Source organism: Providencia sp. PROV004 (assembly GCF_011045615.1).
GTDB classification, from domain to species: Bacteria; Pseudomonadota; Gammaproteobacteria; order Enterobacterales; family Enterobacteriaceae; genus Providencia; species Providencia rettgeri.
Genome location: NZ_CP042859.1, coordinates 2,726,053 through 2,742,794 on the forward strand (window position 1 = coordinate 2,726,053; position 16,742 = coordinate 2,742,794).

Genomic DNA, 16,742 nt, shown 5'->3' on the forward strand with positions numbered 1-16,742 from the left:
TGAGCTACTAAAATTTTACCGTTTAATAAAATCGATAATTACTTTTACAAAATAAGATAATTAACCACTGACTTTATTCATTGTAGAGATCATTTTTTCAACCATTCTTTGAGCCTTCAAGCCCTCTTCTCCACTGATCAAAGGTTGAGTTTGGTTTGAAACAGAATCAATAAAATGCCGAATTGCACCATCAAAACCGCGTTGAACCAAAATGGAGTCCCAATTAGCCGGTTTTTTCTCGCTGATCCCAACGGCATTTTCACTCCACCAATGGTTCATATTGGTTATTTGATGAATACTGTCCTCAGCAATGACAACAAGTTGCTCTTGTTGGCTTCCGGCTTTGCGATGCATCGATGTTGTTAGCCAACATTGGCCAGCTTGCATATGGTGCTCGGCATAAAACAATTCATCAGTATTTGTTTTGTGAATGCTACCACTGATCAGTTTTGCATTACTTTGTGCAATCCACATTATAGTATCAATGACATGCAAATAATCATCTAATAACGTAAACCTGAAGTCATTCGGCCCTACGCTATCCATACGGTGTTTATCCATACGAATAGACGCTATATTTTTAATATCTTGTTTAATTGCCAAATAAAACGGCGAGAAACGGCGGTTAAATCCAACCATTAACATTTTTTGACGTCGCGCTGCTAACTGAATTAATTGCTCCGATTGTTCAATTAACTCAGTCAATGGCTTATCAACATAGACATGAACGTCAGCCTCTAATAGCAGCTTGATTACCTCAAAATGGCTTTTGGTCGCACTGTGAACAAAAATAGCATCACATTGCTGTGCTAGTGCGTTAATACTGCTAAACAGGGGCATTCGATAACTATCACACACCAATTTTGCCTTTGATTGATTTGGAGAAAAAGCACCAACCAACTCCCAGTTTTCCTCTTTAGTTAAAATTGGTAAATACGCTTTTTGTGCAATAGAACCTAAACCAACTACACCCACCTTTAATTTTCGCATCGTAAACACGCCTGTTAATGGTTAATCTCTGCAAGAATAATCTCATTAATATCAATTAAAAAAATTTTTTTTTGTTAAAAAAACAATTTTGATGAGAAATAAATACACAATAGATTGTTTTATATAAACAAAAAATGAAAATAAACAGGGAGAGTGAATAAGTAACTGCATAAAAAAAAGGGTTGATTTCTTAAATGAGAATGGTTATCTTTTACCTCGTGAATACTTGAGTAAATCACTCAAGTTTATCACAAACGACATTGCTCACATTGCTTCCAGTTTAGCAGGCCAACTTCATATGTTGGCCTTTTTTTTATTTAAAATAATCTATTATTTTCTGCGTATTGCACTACTAAAACTCCATGATTTCAAATGCCCAACATATGCTAGGCGTTGAGTGGGCATGAAAGTCGGCACATCACCGGTTCGCATATGCAATATATCCGCAGGTGTTATCCACGATGAATTACCTTCAAATAAGGGAATACCCGCATACTTATAAGCATCTAGGACAAACTGCGAACAAAAGAAACCATTAGCTTGGTCCACATCATCGCCTAACTGAACTTTAGCTAAGGTTTTTAAGCAAAAATTACGTATCGTTTCACCAATTAACGGAAGTTCACATACTCTTTTAGTGATCATCCAAGGAGCAATCATCACAATGCCTTTATAGTTATACTTGTTTCCATTATTTTGAACTGAAAATTCGCGTAATTTTTCTGCATGTAATGATGTTAAGCCTGCTTGTCTCAATACCACCATGTTATTAGAATCTTTCACTGCTTGGTCTAAGGTAATGATCCTAACGCCACTTCCCACAGATTCAGCAACTTCGCCCAAGCCTAGATAAATAGATGCATGGCTTACTCCGCTAATACTAAATAACCGAATTCCCCATGAATTTAACCCTGTAGCAGACGATAAAAGAATATCTCCGGGCAACATATCAGAAACTGCCAACGGTTCAACGGAATCCTCAATAGGAACCGTATTTGCGTGTTGAATATTAAATTTTAAGCGATTAGTTTCTTCATCTGATTTAAATTGAGTAGAACACCCTGAAAGAGAAAAACAAAATAAAAATAGTAGGCAACAATAAAATTTCATTCTACAACACCCAATAGTGATCTTTCTTTTTAGTTTTTAATTAATGCAGATAATATCCTTTAATCTATTTTATGACTACCGTTTATTTTTATAATAAGAGGCTCTGAATGTTACGCGTAGGAATGGTGTATATTGAAGTGAGTTAATGTAAGTTAATAAGAAAAATCCAATTTTAATTAAATAGCATCAACCCCCTAGTGAATACTAGAGGGTTACATTCATTCAATTAACTAATAACATATTCTGGGTAAAAAACAGTTACTGAATGATATGTTTTCTTTTCTGTCGCTTTATTCTTTTGTACTGCAACTGCGGCATTATCTTTAGAACTTAGCGAAACACGTATGTTTTTCTTAGAACGACTTAATTTATAAGGCATACCTAACAAACGACGTGCATTATTATTACTAACCATTATCGACTCCTTAAACTACTAAATTAAAAATTCATTAAAAAAATGAACATCAAAAAACATAGTCATCGTTGACCACAAAGGCTTTTTTGTTTCATAATAATAACAAAACAAAGTGTAACTTAATCAGTATAACACTAAACTAGTAATATATAATCCAGTTTTATTTATTAGTTCCCAATGGTTACTATATATTTTACGTTAAAATTATATTCGGTTTGCTTGAAAGGCTATTTTAATAAAAAACATGTTATTGGGTTATTTCATACGACTAAGCAGAGGTGTAAATGTTAAAAATATTAGGCCGCACTTCGTCAATTAATGTCCGAAAAGTATTATGGACTGCACATGAGCTTGATCTTAAATTTATTCATGAAGATCACTGGGGAAATCATGAGAATTTAATTCAAGTCGATTTTTTAAAATTAAACCCCAATGCGCTTATTCCAGTCCTTGTTCATGAACAAGGCTCATTATGGGAGAGCAACACAATTTGTCGGTATCTAGTGGCAAAATCCCAACGGACGGATTTATTACCCGAAGAGCCACTTGCTAGGGCTGAAATAGAAAAATGGATGGATTGGCAAATCTCAGAGCTCAACCCAGCATGGCGAGCTGCATTTATGGCACTAGTAAGACAGGATTCTTTTTTTCTACAACAACCTGAAATCGTGGAAAAAAGCATCCATTTATGGAATGAAAAAATGCAAATAATTGAATCTGTGTTATCAAAAAATCAGCCCCAAAAAAATCATCAGAACTATCTCTATGGAAACCATTTTTCTCTAGCGGATATCGTTATCACATTATCAATCCAACGTTGGCTATTAACCCCGATAAAACGCCCTAACACACCATTTTTACTTGACTATTATAAAAAAATGATAAATCGCCCTGCAGCATTAAAATGTATAAACCAACAGACCGCATAACAAATAACCTAAAAGCGTGTGCTACAAAATTTTAGCACACGTAGTTCCTTATTCGAGCGGTGAAGCAGGACTTGAGCACTTATCTTTCCAAATTTGGTTAACCTGTTCAGGCAATAATATTTCATGTCCTCCGTCAATAAACGGAATAGAAATATCCATGCGGCCTTCATCATTGGTATAAGATTTAACAATAAAACGCTTAAATCCGTCAGGCTTATCATTTTTATATCGATACACCTCCCCACAAACATAACCAACCTTACCATTATCCGCAGTGTAGCGAGAAAAATGATATTCAATATTTCTAAATTTTGCTGCTTGTGGGTACGCTAAAACATCATAAACATTCTTTTTTACTTGCTCAACTAAACTCAATTGAGTTGGTTTCATATATAGTGCCCCTAACAGAAATGCAGCACCAAAAATAAGTATCGCAATGATTACTTTAAAAAAATTCATTTTTATTCTCGCCATATATGACCAAATTTATTGAAATAATGTTCATTATGATGATAACCAGATATCAATTAAAATCCATCTTTAAAACGTAAATATTCTTATATTTATCATTTTGTTATTTAAATAAGTTCAACATTAAAACCTTATTGTGTGTAATGTTAAGTTGAGTTTAATATTACAACTGTTTTTTACTCTTAATCCCCTAGAAAATTTCTCGTTTCTATTGTGATCCTCTGTAAACAATCAGTATAGTAAGAAAAATAATAACACTGCATGATAATAGGAAGTTGAAAAATGAAAACAATAGGCCTCATTGGCGGTATGAGCTGGGAATCTACATTACTATACTACCAACAACTTAATGAAGGAGTGAAACAGCAGTTAGGTGGCCTACATTCTGCTAAAATTGTTTTATATAGCGTCGATTTCGCTGAGATAGAACAGTATCAGTCCAATGGGCAATGGGATTTGGCAGCACAATGTTTAGCAGATGCAGGAGAGCGTTTAAAGCTTGCAGGCGCTGATTTTCTGGTTCTTTGCACCAATACTATGCATAAAGTAGCACCACAAATTGAATCTCAAACCGGTCTTCCATTATTACATATAGCTGATGCAACAGGTGAACGGATAACACAGTCAGGTATAAAAACAATTGGACTCTTAGGAACTGCGTTTACGATGGAGCAGCCCTTCTATAAACAAAGGTTGATTGATAAGTTTAATTTGGATGTTCTAGTACCTAGCGCCCAAGATAGAAAAATAATTCATGATATTATTTATAATGAACTATGCTTAGGAAAAATAAACAAAGAATCTAAAAAGGAATATCAACGTATAATGACATCTCTGGTAGAAAAAGGTGCTGAAGGTATCATTTTAGGATGCACTGAAATAACATTACTTGTTAATCAACATGATACTACAGTAAACATATTTGATACCACCGCCATTCATGCACAAAAAACAATTGAAGTTGCGCTATCTGCTTAATCATTATTATCTAATAACAGACGCTGTCTTCAATAATTATTGTTAAGATAGTTTCTGTTAAATAATGGTAGCAAAATTGACATATCATCTAGTTAAAAATCACATTTTGCACTATTAAATAGAATTTAATATTAGCCAATTCTCACCTTTTGATTATAAAATACAATAATGCTATTTTTTATCGTTTATTGCACTAACTCTATTCTTATAAGAGTTAGTTTAACTTAACCACCTTAGATTTGTTTTTTTATTAAATTTACAGATTATTACCCATTGAATATTAATTCTCATCTAAGATAATAAAAAATTAAGATTAAATTTTTGACAGGTTATTATGTATAAAAATAATGTTGGTAATGTTGGTAATGTTGTATTAGGCGGATTTATTAAACAAAAACGTATAGAACGTCAAATTACGACAAGAAAAATGGCTGAACTAATATCTATTTCTGAAAAATCATACATAAAATATGAAGATGGAACTCTTTCAATATTTATTGACCACCTTGTAATGCTATCTAAAATACTCAATATAGATGTCAAAACATTATTTGATATCTACGTCAACGCACAACCATGAGCCTGAATATATTGTACTATCACAAAAATTTTGCTTTATATTGAAAGGGTTAAATATAGTACTTAGACAAGAGTTATCACCAGCAATTAACGTTGTATAAAGATAATCTCAGTTTGCATCCTCAATCACAGCAAATTGAGAATGTATTGTATGTGTCATCTTTACCTTGGGTTTCATTTGACAGTTTTAATCTAAATATTGCAGATATTACTAATGTCTTTACCCCTATATTTACTATGGGAAAATACTATAATGACAACAATAAAACATGGCTGCCTCTAGCAGTACAGGTACATCATGCTTGTTTGCGATGGCTTCCATGTTGGTAAATTTTTAACTGAATTACAAAAATTATGTGATAAGCTAGCTCATTAGTACCATAAATTACTCACCGTTATGAAGGAAGCTAGCCCTTCCTTCATTTGTCGTGGGTTAATCTCGTTATAATGGCACTCTCAGTATTTTTAATTCAAAAATAATAAGCTCATATAAATGGCATCCCCAATAGTACCACTTTGAAAAAAATATTCCGTTGGCGTAATTACCATTTTAATAGTGCTGGTGAGTAAAGACGAAACCAATTCAATAGGGTCAGTTGCAGGCATAGTTCCTCCATATTTTGTCATACACTACGTTCTAAGTAGTGCTTATACAATGAGATAAAGGCTATAAAGAAGACGCCATACCCCAACAGATTTTCACCTCTTTTAACGAACTGGTATCACTCCCCCCCCAGCTTCTGCTATTATGAGCCTCTTTTTATAGATCTCGCTGATTAGGCTTTAAGCACAGAACAATAATAATTTAACAGCTGAAAGTACAATTAACCATCAGCAACATAAACCCCAGTAGCAGAACAATATAGAATGACAACCAATAAAGAACAGTACAACTTAAATAAGTTGCAAAAAAGAATTCGCCGTGATGTTGGCCAAGCAATCGCTGACTTTAACATGATAGAAGACGGTGACCGGATAATGGTTTGCTTGTCTGGAGGTAAAGATAGTTACACACTACTTTCCATCCTGCAAAGTTTGCAAAAAAGTGCCCCTATCCAATTTTCATTAGTTGCGGTTAATTTGGACCAAAAACAACCTGGCTTCCCTGAGCATATTTTACCTGCATACCTTGATAACCTTGGTGTGGAGTACAAAATTGTTGAAGAAAATACCTATGGGATCGTAAAGGAAAAAATTCCTGAAGGGAAAACAACTTGCTCATTGTGCTCTCGTTTACGACGTGGAATTCTGTATCGTACAGCAACTGAATTAGGTGCAACTAAAATTGCACTTGGTCACCACCGTGATGATATTTTACAGACCATGTTCCTAAATATGTTTTATGGCGGTAAGTTAAAAGGCATGCCTCCTAAATTAATGAGCGATGACGGAAAACACATTGTTATCCGACCACTCGCTTACTGCCGAGAAAAAGATATTGAGCGCTTTGCACAGGCTAAAGAATTTCCAATTATCCCTTGTAATCTATGTGGCTCTCAACCAAACCTGCAACGTCAAGTTATTAAAGAGATGCTACGTGATTGGGATAAGCGTTATCCTGGCCGTATCGAAACAATGTTCCGCGCCACTCAAAACATTGTGCCGTCTCATTTATGTGATACCGAATTATTTGATTTCAAGAATATTTCTCATGGAGATGAAGTTATCAATGGCGGTGACCTTGCGTTTGACAAAGAAGAGCTGCCTCTCCAACCTTTTATAGAGGAAGATGATAAGCCCGACTTTGCAGCTGAACGCCTTGATATTATTGAAGTTAAATAATATTTATTATAACCTCCTTGTTTGGAGGTTATTTTTTGCTCGGATTTAATGCAAAAAAAAGCCGATGTAAATTACATCGGCATTACAGTGGTCAATTATTCTGTATAAGAACTCAATATGAGAAAAACTACAATTATGGAGCACAACGTTCATCGCTCAACGTTGCATTCACCTGCAGGACTAATACTGCACTAAAACCTCAGTAGTTTTATTGATTTATCTCAAACTAGGTCCGGTTATAGGAAATAAGTCATCAATATTAGAGCCATCGGCTTTTTCTTAGCCACCATAAGACGGTTGCGATTAAAACGGCTAATAAAACGCAAAAGACACTAAAGGCAAAGCGGAATTCATTACCGGGGATCCCTCCTAAATTCACACCAAACAAACCCGTTAAAAACGTTGTTGGTAAGAATATCATGGCCATTAATGACATCGTATAAATACGCCGGTTCATCATTTCAGTCATCATATTCGTTATCTCATCAGAAATAATCGCTGTACGTGCTATAAATCCATCGAGATCTTCAATGCAACGCCCTAACCGGTCAGAAATCTCTTGAATTCGACGACGATTAGTTTCATCTAACCAAAGTAATTTTTCCGTTGTTAAGCGAGAAAACATATCTCGTTGTGGAGCCATATAACGGCGGATTACAATAATTTGCTTACGGAGTAATGCAAATTCTCCTCTATCAGGAATTTGGCCATTTAATATGGAGTCTTCCATATCAATTAAACGCTCATGCAAAGAATCTGTAAAATCACTTATTTCATCTGTAATAGAATCAGCAACCTCTACTAGCCAATCACCTGTGCTTTGCGCACCTACTCCCTGTTTTAAGTCATCAATAACAGAGTCTAAAGAGTTTACTTTTCGGTGACGGCTAGAAATAATTACCCGGTTATTAATAAATACTCGAAATGCAACTAATTGCTCAGGACGCTGGCCAGTATTGGTATTTAAAGTTTGCAATGTTAATAAAATGCCATCACCAACACGTATCAAACGCCAACGCCCTGAATGCCCTGATAGCGCAGACTTAACTTGGTCATTAAAGAGGTCTGATTGCTGAATCCAATTAAAACTTTGAGGATCTTTATAATCATAATGAAGCCAGAACGGAGACTGCTGGCTCGCACTCGCATTCACATCAATGGGAAGTAATCCACCGTCTCCATTTAACTGAAATGCATGTACAGGATTTGAATTTTGGAATAAAGAACCATAAATCAGCCCCATGCAATATCTCCCTTTTATAATCAATACGGTATTTGTAGTCGAATAAATAATTCTTTGCAATTATTTCAAGAATCACTTCCACAATACATGAATAAAACAACAAAGAAAAAAGAATGAGATTAACATCTTATAAAAACAGACAATTCCTCATAAATCACAAAATATCGCCATTTTTGCTAAATAAAACCACATAATTGACACAAATGAGCAATAAAATTTACGATGAGTTTTTTATTATAAAAAGGTAGTGTTTATTCCTTTTTTTGGTCCTCCTTCCCATTCTCCAGAGGAAGGAGCTTTTTTCTTTTTGTCAGAAAAACAGTCCACAACATGTGCAGGCTGAGATCTTTTTTAATGTTTAATAATATAAAAGCTATGGCTATATGCGACATCTTCAGGGTTGTTAATCGGGTAACCTTTTAGCCAAGGCTTAATTAGGCGTGCATTGGTATATTGATAAATAGGTGCGATTGGCGCTTCTTTTGCAATGATAGCTTCTGCATTATTATAATAACGGTTGCGTAATTGCGCATTTGTTTCAATACTCGCCGATGCGATAACCTCATCATATATAGGGTTGTTGAATTTTGGTATATTACCACTATGCTGAGAAGTGAGCAGAGACAAGAAGGTTGAAGGCTCATTAAAATCCCCTATCCATGATGCGCGTATAACATCAAAATTTCCTGTATTACGGCTATCTATATAGGTTTTCCATTCTTGATTAACTAGTTTGACCTCAGCACCTAGCTTTTTCTTCCACATAGAAGCAATTGCTATAGCAATTTTTTGATGGTTTTCTGAACTATTGTATAATAACGTTAATTCTAATGGGTAATTTGGACCAAAACCAGCTTGTTGTAATAACACTTTTGCTTGCTGGTCTAACTCTTTTTGTGAATAGCTATTATAAAGCCCTTTTTCAGGCTTAAAGCCATCAGTGACATCAGGAGTAAAATAATTTGCGGGCTTCTCCCCTGTACCTAATACCTTATTCGCAATTAATTGGCGGTCAATCGCCATGGATAATGCTTTTCTAACACGAACGTCATCCGTTGGTGCACGTTGAGTATTAAAAGCATAGTAATATGTCCCTAATTGGTCTGGTGTAAAGACTTCATTAGGAATATCTTTTAACAATTTTTGATAGCGTTGTTTTGGAAATGATTCGGTAATATCTAGGTCACCCGCTAAATAACGATTAGTTGCATGAGACTCTTGGTTAATCGGGACAAAAGTGACTTTAGTGATGACTGTATTTTGATGATCCCAATATTTTTTATTTGGTACCAAAACAATTTTTTCATTAACCACTCTGTCTGATAAAACAAAAGCGCCATTTCCAACTAAATTTCCGGCTTTTATCCAGTCATTACCAAACTTTTCAACGGTTTTTTGGTGAACAGGAAATAAACTAAAGTTAGCCGTTAACGAAGGAAAATAAGGTACCGGCTTATTTAGAGTAATCTTTAGTGTGTGCGTATCAACCGCTTCAACACCTAGTTGCTCAACTGGCAATTTACCATCAATAATATCTTGCGCATTGTTAATGCCTGCTAGTGCTGCAAACCAAGCAAATGGTGATGTTGTTCCAGGTGAAACAAGTCGCTGCCAGCTATAAACAAAATCTTGAGCCGTGACAGGGTCACCGTTTGACCAATGTGCGTCAGATCTCAGTGTAAATGTCCAAATACGATTATCAGCCGTATCCCAGCGTTGAGCTACTCCAGGGATCGGCTTTCCATGATCATCTTGGTTAACCAGCCCTTCAAATAAGTCACGCATGACTTGTGCTTCTGTTAACCCCACTGATTTTACTGGATCCAAAGATGCGGGTTCGTCTTTTAAATGCCGTGTAACTTCTTGGTTTTCAGCTAAAACTGTACCTGTAGGTATCACGGCACTAATAGCTGGTGTAGTAACAAAAACTGAAGAAATCAAAATCGCTAAAGATGTAAATGAATGTTTATGCATTATATTTTCTATCTTGTTAATATAAATAAAGGTAACTAAAAGCCTAGTTAAATGATTTCAAATGAAGATGCTATTATTAACAACGTTACTGCATTTACTGATTAAGTTTCATTTCGGTAATTTGAATGTTGGAAAAACCTACTATGCCAATAAAAACATAAACTTATGATGTAAAAAACTATATCTAACATGGGTAATATCAAGTCATAATTACTCTGTAGTTTATCTTAATTTATCATATGCTTTCATATTTAAATATCCACATTTCTCGTGTAATTAATTGATTTCCTAACTCAAATATACATAAATTAATACTCATATTATAGAACCATAACCCTATCTCTATCATTTTTCAGGTAATTAAATAATGACTCAAGAAACCAATACAGACCGATTTCCTTTTGTTACACTTCATAGGTCAGTTTAAAAAGTGCATAACAAAAAACGCAAGCATTGATAAAGCTTAGTAGTTATATAATGATGATGCACCATACTGTAATAAAAAGTAGGTAAAATTATCTTGTTTTGCCCCATATAGGACTCAAGGTAAGAGATAAAGTTTCCGTATAAAATTTGGTCATTAGTACAATGTAAAACTCAGCACTGCGTAACTGCCCATTAAAAAACCTTTAATCGCAAAGATTTTTTATTAGAAGATAGATTAAGTTATCAGTGACTCACTTTATGAATGGGAGAAAAATTCATGTCGCAGACAGTTAAGTTAAAAGGTAATGACATCACAGTTAACGGTGTCTTTTTACAAGCGGGCTCAAAAGCTAAACCTTTTACCCTTGTCACCAAAGATCTCAGCGAAGCAACGCTGGAAACCTATGAAGGTAAACGAAAAGTTTTAAATATCTTCCCAAGTGTCGACACTGGCGTATGTGCAGCGTCAGTTCGCAAGTTTAATAAGCTCGCAAACGATTTGGATAACACTGTTGTATTATGCATTTCTGCTGATCTACCTTTCGCACAAGCGCGTTTTTGTGGTGCAGAAGGTTTAGATAATGTTGTTACGCTATCTTCTTTCCGTAGCGGCTCGTTTGCGAATGACTATGGTGTTGATATTGCTAGTGGCCCATTAAAAGGCCTGAACGCTCGTTCCGTTGTTGTCTTAGATGAAAACAATAACGTTATTTATAGCCAATTAGTTCCTGAAATAACTGAAGAACCTGATTACGACAGCGCATTAAATAGTTTGAAATAAGCTTTTGTCATATTTAGTTCACTGTAGTTAACAATAAAGCGGGAATTTCCCGCTTTATTGAATAATATAAACACCACTCTAATCTACGTGAGCCCAATACAATGGTTGGTGGTTCTTTGCATTAACAACATTCGCAAATAACTTGTTGTCACTCATTATAGAAATCAAAGTATGAGAGAGCGTACTCAATACTTTTAAGGCTTGGTCCTGGGTAACAGGGCAGCAAGATGTCAAAATATCAATAATGAGGTCTCGAGGCTTATGGCCATTTTTTACCAGCGCCTCCCACGTAAAACGATTTTTCTTCGCTAAATATTTTACTGCAGCTTTATTCATCAGATAAAGTTCGGCGGCTGAGGCGGCAGACTCAAACATATCATTTTTATAATGACTCTGGCTCATGTATTCGCGTAGCTTACGATTTACAACGAAATTAATAGTGAATTGATCCATGGCAACTCCTTGTAGGCTGAAACCCATCAGATGAGATTACGATACCCTAAAACAGCAGCTGTCTTTGTTATATAGCAGGAAAATTCACCAATTAGCAATAGTATTAGCAGGGTTTTGCCATATCAAACACAAGATAAAAAAGATACGTCTTTAAAATAAGATTGAGTCAATGCCCCATTTTCATAGACTTCATCCATTGTTCGCACTACATATTGGCAATACTTATTCAAACCGTCTTCCGGTATTGTTGTTGCTTTGCCAGAGCCACTTAAAACCAGCCCTATTATTGCTAATACGTAAGTTATTCTTTTATACATTTAATTTAATTTTGCTCTTTTTTCGTATTAAGGCCATATTCTCTCAATTTATTGGCAATTGCCGTATGAGAAATATCCAAACGTTTAGCTAATTTACGGGTACTCGGATAATCGCGATACAAACGTGCTAATACCGATGCTTCATAACGTTTAGTGATTTCATCTAGCGAGCCATTGAGTGAATCTAAAGCGAGTGCGGGGGTATTAACTACATCAGGTAATTGGATATTATCTGCATCTAATATATTGCCATTAAGTTGCGTTAACCCTTGATAAAGAGCATTTCTCAGTTGCCTTACATTACCCGGCCAATAATAACTACTTAAATATTCTATCAACGAAGGTGCCAATTTAGGTTCAGCAATATGAAGCTCTTTGGAAAAGCTGGCGACAAATGTTTTGGTCAGCGGTTGAATATCTTCTTTACGTTCACGCAATGGAGGAATAGTTAATGTCAGTACATTCAAACGATAGTAAAGATCCTCTCTGAATTTTTTTTCGGCAACCAATTCAGGTAAATTTTTCTGTGTTGCACAAATCACACGAACGTTCACCTTAACTTCTTTTTCTTCCCCAACACGCCTAAATGTTCCATCATTTAAAAAACGTAATAACTTAATTTGCATTTGTGGCGACATTTCAGCAATTTCATCAAGCAACACCGTTCCGCCATTGGCTTGTTCAAAAAAACCCTTTTTGCCTTCAACTGCATTTGGATAAGCTCCCGCTGCATAACCAAATAATTCACTTTCTACGACATCATCCGGCATCGAAGCACAATTTAAGCCTAAAAACGGTTCTTTTCCTCTCGCACTATGCAAATGACAAGCTTTCGCTAAGATATCTTTCCCAGTCCCCGTTTCACCGACAAGTAATAATGGCTCATCCAGCATAGCAATACGTTTGGCTCGTTCAACCACATTTGCCATGACAGGGCTAACAGCAATAATTTGTTCAAAACCGCTGCCATCCACCTCAATAACTTGTTGGCGTTGCTTATCTAAAATTGCAGCTGATTTCAACAGTAATACCGCACCAGTACAATGGGATTTACCATTTTCATCAGCCAAAATAATAGGTGTTACTTGCATCAAATAGTCTTGGCCTTTAATGACAACTTTCTCGGTGTACGCCTCTGGAGACTCCCGTTCAAACCAACGTACTAGCCCTTGACTACCAACTAGCTGTGAAAAGGTTTTTTCTCGAATTTTAGCCTCATCATAACCAAATAACTGCAATGTCATTGGGTTAATCAACTCAATATTTAGCTTGTTGTCTATGGATAAAACAGGTTCTGGAAATGAGTTTAAGAGCGCCCAAACGGCTTTATGTTCTCTTTCTGAAGGCATAAAATAAATTCGGCGAACATCAATAACACCATTAATACGGCGTATTTCTGCCATCAATGTGCTGAATACCTGAAAATCTACAGGTGTAAAGTTGAGGTAAATCCTACGTTGAGGAGAGATTTCAATACCTTTTAAATCAATATTTTGTAGAACTAAAAGGTCAAGTAATTCACGCGTTAAACCGATACGGTCTTGGCAGGTCACTTCGAGGCGCATAGGTAAGAACCTTCATCAAAAAAGCCGAGAGAATAAAGGTATTTTAGCCTTAAACATTAAGGGAATACAGTGTTTGTGTCACAAATTGTTGACAGCTTGTAAGCTTTATAATCATCAACAAATAAAATCACGGTTTTCCTTTATTTTTTAAGGCTTGAAATAAGAATAAACACATTAATCAATAAATGATGCTGCAGAGTGAGCAAAAACTGTCAACTCACCCTGCCAATGCGATTGTTTTACGCTTTTTCTTTTTTGCTGGGAATGACATTTTTTAACTGGCCAATTAACTGATGGCGAAAATCGGCTAAACGTGGCTTGTTTTCTATCCAAGGTAGTGGTCGACATAATTCCATCGCCTTAATACCTAAACGCGCAGTTAACAAGCCTGCTCCAATACCTTGTGCTGCTCGTGTTGATAACCGTGCGGTAATGTCTTGAGATAGCCAATCCATCCCCACTTCACGAATTAATTCAGACGCTCCCGCAAAGGCAATATTAATGAGCACCATGCGAAATAGCCGAATTCGGCTATAGTAACCGAGTTCAATACCATAGATTGCCGCGATCCGATTAATTAGACGAATATTTCGCCAAGCAATAAATGCCATATCCACCAGTGCTAGCGGGCTCACCGCAATCATGATGGCCGATTCTGCGGAACAACGACTAATTTCTTTACGAGCTTGTTCATCAAGGATAGGCTGAACCATTCGACTATACAATTCAACAACTTCCCTATCATTATGAGAGTCATGAAGAGTGGCTTGCCAATTAGCAATTGCAGGATGTTGCATCGATAACGCAGATTGTTTAGCCAGTTTTTCACAAAAAGCCTTTCCTTGCCCCATACCATGACTGTGCAATAATTCGCGAGCAAAGTCCCGTTCCTCCGCACGTTCTCTCAGGCGATACAACCGCCGCCATTCGCCAACAACAGACCCAACACCCGCCACAACGATTAAACCGCCCGCGGCAGCGACACCTAACGCAGTCCAATCTTGTGTTACCCATGATTGGTGGATCCAAACGCCGAGCTGAGCAACGACACTGACCCCAAAAATTCCCGCAGCCGCGCCAACTAATTTACGCCAAAAACTCCGTTTTGGTTTTAACGCTTCGTTAATCAGGCTTTCAACCTCACCTTCTTGGTTGTCCTGCTCTGTTTCCAAAGACACTGGTGTAAATTTTTCAAGTTCACGTTCATCAAAAACTTGGGCTTTTTTTAGCGATTCTTTCGTCTTATTTTCACTATGTTCAGCAAAATCTAAACGCTGTTTTAAGGGTTCATTCATTTCAGTTTATCTCCCAACAAAAATTCAAGCGCACTGTCCATACGAATGTGTGGCAATGGTTGATCCATTGGCGTTGGCCTTGGTCTGAAATCTTCAAATTGAAAACCTTGAGTTTGCCAGAATTGTTCATTCGGCAAGCGTTTTGGCACTTCCCCTGGGTAAAACATTAACGGTTGACCATCACTTAGCCGATTCCCTTTTAACGCAGGTAATTTTTCACCTTTATAGTCTACCAGACCACTTTCGGTAGCTTGTATTGATGCTAGACCCACACAATCCATGCTGATCCCCTCAAACGCAGCATGCTGCCATGCCTCTTGCACTAGCTGTTGCAACAAAGCCACTAAATTTGCATGTTGGTCTGGTGTTACGTGATCTGACTTACTTGCGGCAAAGAGTAATTTATCAATACAAGGTGAAAATAAACGCCTCAGTAGTGTGCGCTTTCCATAATGAAAACTACGCATTAATTGCGTTAATGCCATTCTCATATCATTAAAAGCATCAACACCACTATTTAGCGGTTGTAAGCAATCAACTAACACAATTTGTCGGTCAAAACGTTGGAAATAATCACGATAAAAGCCCTTTACAACATGCTCACAATAATATTGATAACGTTGCTGTAGTGCGCCAATATTGGTGTTTTTACCTGCCTGTGCGAGCTTTTTGTCGCCATATTTGGCCACATTCGGCCATGGGAAAAATTGCAGAGCCGGCGCTCCTGCTAATTCAGCGGGTAAAACGAAACGTCCCGGTTGAATAAAGTGCTGCCCTTGGGCCTTGCATTCCACTAAATACTGAGTGTAGGCAGCGGCAATTTCAGCAAGCAAATTTTCATCAACTGGCGCTAAAGGGTCACATTTTTCACACAATGCCAGCCAAGGTTGGGCTAAATGTGCGCGTTCCCCCTTGATTAAGGTATTCATTTGTTCAGACCACGCTAAATAATTTAAATCTAGCATGGGTAAATCCAACAACCATTCACCGGGGTAATCGACAATCTCTAAATATAATGATGAGTTATCAACAAAATGACGCAAAAAAGAGTCTTCTGAGCGGTAATGTAATTTAAGGCGTATTTCACTGACTCCCCTTGTTGGTGTTGGCCATTGCGGGGGCTCCCCATAAAGAGAAGCAATACCTTCATCATACGCAAAACGTGGTACTGACAAATCACGGTGAGGTATCCGTTTAACACCTAGTAACCGCTTATCTCGCGCAGCAGAAAATAAAGGCAGCCGTGCCCCGGCATTCACATTCAATAGTTGATTCACCAGTGAAGTAATAAATGCGGTTTTTCCACTACGGCTAAGCCCTGTTACTGCGAGCCTAACATGACGATCAACACTTCTATTCATCAAATCCGTTAATTCACTGTGCAGTCGTTTCATGCTCCTCCCAAGACTTATCCTTTCAATTTAAACCCATTTT

The 16,742-nt window shown here is 36.7% G+C and carries 17 protein-coding genes; 6 read left to right on the plus strand and 11 right to left on the minus strand.

All coding sequences use genetic code 11. The features are described 5' to 3' along the window. Positions 1 to 60: 60 nt before the first annotated feature. The 3 genes from FVA69_RS12240 to sra form a co-directional block, all read right to left on the minus strand. Entirely contained in the window at positions 61 to 990 is a 930-nt protein-coding gene (locus tag FVA69_RS12240; RefSeq protein WP_109911283.1) for a Gfo/Idh/MocA family protein, read from the minus strand. Positions 991 to 1,320: 330 nt separating this feature from the next. Beyond that, positions 1,321 to 2,100: a YaeF family permuted papain-like enzyme gene (locus FVA69_RS12245; RefSeq protein WP_109911282.1), complete on the minus strand. Its 780-nt coding sequence runs from the start codon at positions 2,098 to 2,100 to the stop codon at positions 1,321 to 1,323. Between the two features lie 226 nt (positions 2,101 to 2,326). After that, the gene (sra, locus tag FVA69_RS12250) at positions 2,327 to 2,515 is read right to left on the minus strand and encodes a stationary-phase-induced ribosome-associated protein (RefSeq protein WP_004910503.1); all 189 of its coding nucleotides are present in this window, start codon (positions 2,513 to 2,515) and stop codon (positions 2,327 to 2,329) included. Between the two features lie 284 nt (positions 2,516 to 2,799). Between sra and FVA69_RS12255 the strand changes: the two genes are divergently transcribed. After that, the gene (locus FVA69_RS12255) at positions 2,800 to 3,444 is read left to right on the plus strand and encodes a glutathione S-transferase family protein (RefSeq protein WP_004910501.1); all 645 of its coding nucleotides are present in this window, start codon (positions 2,800 to 2,802) and stop codon (positions 3,442 to 3,444) included. A gap of 48 nt (positions 3,445 to 3,492) precedes the next feature. Here FVA69_RS12255 and FVA69_RS12260 read toward each other — a convergent pair whose 3' ends face one another. Continuing rightward, on the minus strand, positions 3,493 to 3,834 hold the full coding sequence (locus tag FVA69_RS12260; RefSeq protein ID WP_181937006.1) for a hypothetical protein: 342 nt from the start codon (positions 3,832 to 3,834) through the stop codon (positions 3,493 to 3,495). A gap of 363 nt (positions 3,835 to 4,197) precedes the next feature. On the opposite strand from FVA69_RS12260, the gene FVA69_RS12265 reads away from it, so the two are divergent. The 3 genes from FVA69_RS12265 (at position 4,198) to FVA69_RS21825 (ending at position 5,802) form a co-directional block, all read left to right on the plus strand. Then, positions 4,198 to 4,893: an aspartate/glutamate racemase family protein gene (locus tag FVA69_RS12265; protein WP_164528908.1), complete on the plus strand. Its 696-nt coding sequence runs from the start codon at positions 4,198 to 4,200 to the stop codon at positions 4,891 to 4,893. 334 nt (positions 4,894 to 5,227) lie between these two features. Next, on the plus strand, positions 5,228 to 5,473 hold the full coding sequence (locus FVA69_RS12270; RefSeq protein WP_109911280.1) for a helix-turn-helix domain-containing protein: 246 nt from the start codon (positions 5,228 to 5,230) through the stop codon (positions 5,471 to 5,473). 113 nt (positions 5,474 to 5,586) lie between these two features. Beyond that, positions 5,587 to 5,802: a CatA-like O-acetyltransferase gene (locus FVA69_RS21825; protein ID WP_410479548.1), complete on the plus strand. Its 216-nt coding sequence runs from the start codon at positions 5,587 to 5,589 to the stop codon at positions 5,800 to 5,802. A 135-nt stretch (positions 5,803 to 5,937) separates the two neighbouring features. On the opposite strand, the gene FVA69_RS12280 is transcribed toward FVA69_RS21825, so the two are convergent. Beyond that, positions 5,938 to 6,078: a hypothetical protein gene (locus FVA69_RS12280; protein WP_162598825.1), complete on the minus strand. Its 141-nt coding sequence runs from the start codon at positions 6,076 to 6,078 to the stop codon at positions 5,938 to 5,940. Between the two features lie 261 nt (positions 6,079 to 6,339). On the opposite strand from FVA69_RS12280, the gene ttcA reads away from it, so the two are divergent. After that, positions 6,340 to 7,254, plus strand: a complete 915-nt coding sequence (gene ttcA, locus FVA69_RS12285; RefSeq protein WP_004910491.1) for a tRNA 2-thiocytidine(32) synthetase TtcA — start codon at positions 6,340 to 6,342, stop codon at positions 7,252 to 7,254. A gap of 259 nt (positions 7,255 to 7,513) precedes the next feature. Here the strand turns inward: ttcA and zntB are convergent, their stop codons facing one another. Both zntB and FVA69_RS12295 read right to left on the minus strand, forming a co-directional pair. Then, positions 7,514 to 8,497 (minus strand): zinc transporter ZntB, encoded by a 984-nt coding sequence (gene zntB, locus FVA69_RS12290; RefSeq protein ID WP_004910490.1) that lies wholly within the window; start codon positions 8,495 to 8,497, stop codon positions 7,514 to 7,516. 351 nt (positions 8,498 to 8,848) lie between these two features. Beyond that, a complete protein-coding gene (locus tag FVA69_RS12295; RefSeq protein ID WP_164528909.1) occupies positions 8,849 to 10,471 on the minus strand; it encodes a peptide ABC transporter substrate-binding protein in 1,623 nt (540 codons plus the stop codon). A gap of 703 nt (positions 10,472 to 11,174) precedes the next feature. Between FVA69_RS12295 and tpx the strand changes: the two genes are divergently transcribed. Continuing rightward, a complete protein-coding gene (tpx, locus tag FVA69_RS12300; protein WP_004910486.1) occupies positions 11,175 to 11,678 on the plus strand; it encodes a thiol peroxidase in 504 nt (167 codons plus the stop codon). 78 nt (positions 11,679 to 11,756) lie between these two features. Here tpx and FVA69_RS12305 read toward each other — a convergent pair whose 3' ends face one another. From FVA69_RS12305 to FVA69_RS12320, 4 genes are all read right to left on the minus strand, one after another. Beyond that, the gene (locus FVA69_RS12305; protein ID WP_042851578.1) at positions 11,757 to 12,131 is read right to left on the minus strand and encodes a hypothetical protein; all 375 of its coding nucleotides are present in this window, start codon (positions 12,129 to 12,131) and stop codon (positions 11,757 to 11,759) included. A gap of 322 nt (positions 12,132 to 12,453) precedes the next feature. Then, positions 12,454 to 14,013, minus strand: a complete 1,560-nt coding sequence (tyrR, locus tag FVA69_RS12310) for a transcriptional regulator TyrR (RefSeq protein ID WP_004910482.1) — start codon at positions 14,011 to 14,013, stop codon at positions 12,454 to 12,456. 239 nt (positions 14,014 to 14,252) lie between these two features. Beyond that, positions 14,253 to 15,308: a YcjF family protein gene (locus FVA69_RS12315; RefSeq protein ID WP_109911277.1), complete on the minus strand. Its 1,056-nt coding sequence runs from the start codon at positions 15,306 to 15,308 to the stop codon at positions 14,253 to 14,255. Continuing rightward, positions 15,305 to 16,702: a YcjX family protein gene (locus tag FVA69_RS12320; RefSeq protein WP_004910478.1), complete on the minus strand. Its 1,398-nt coding sequence runs from the start codon at positions 16,700 to 16,702 to the stop codon at positions 15,305 to 15,307. Before FVA69_RS12320 ends, FVA69_RS12315 begins: the two co-directional genes overlap by 4 nt. Positions 16,703 to 16,742: the final 40 nt, after the last annotated feature.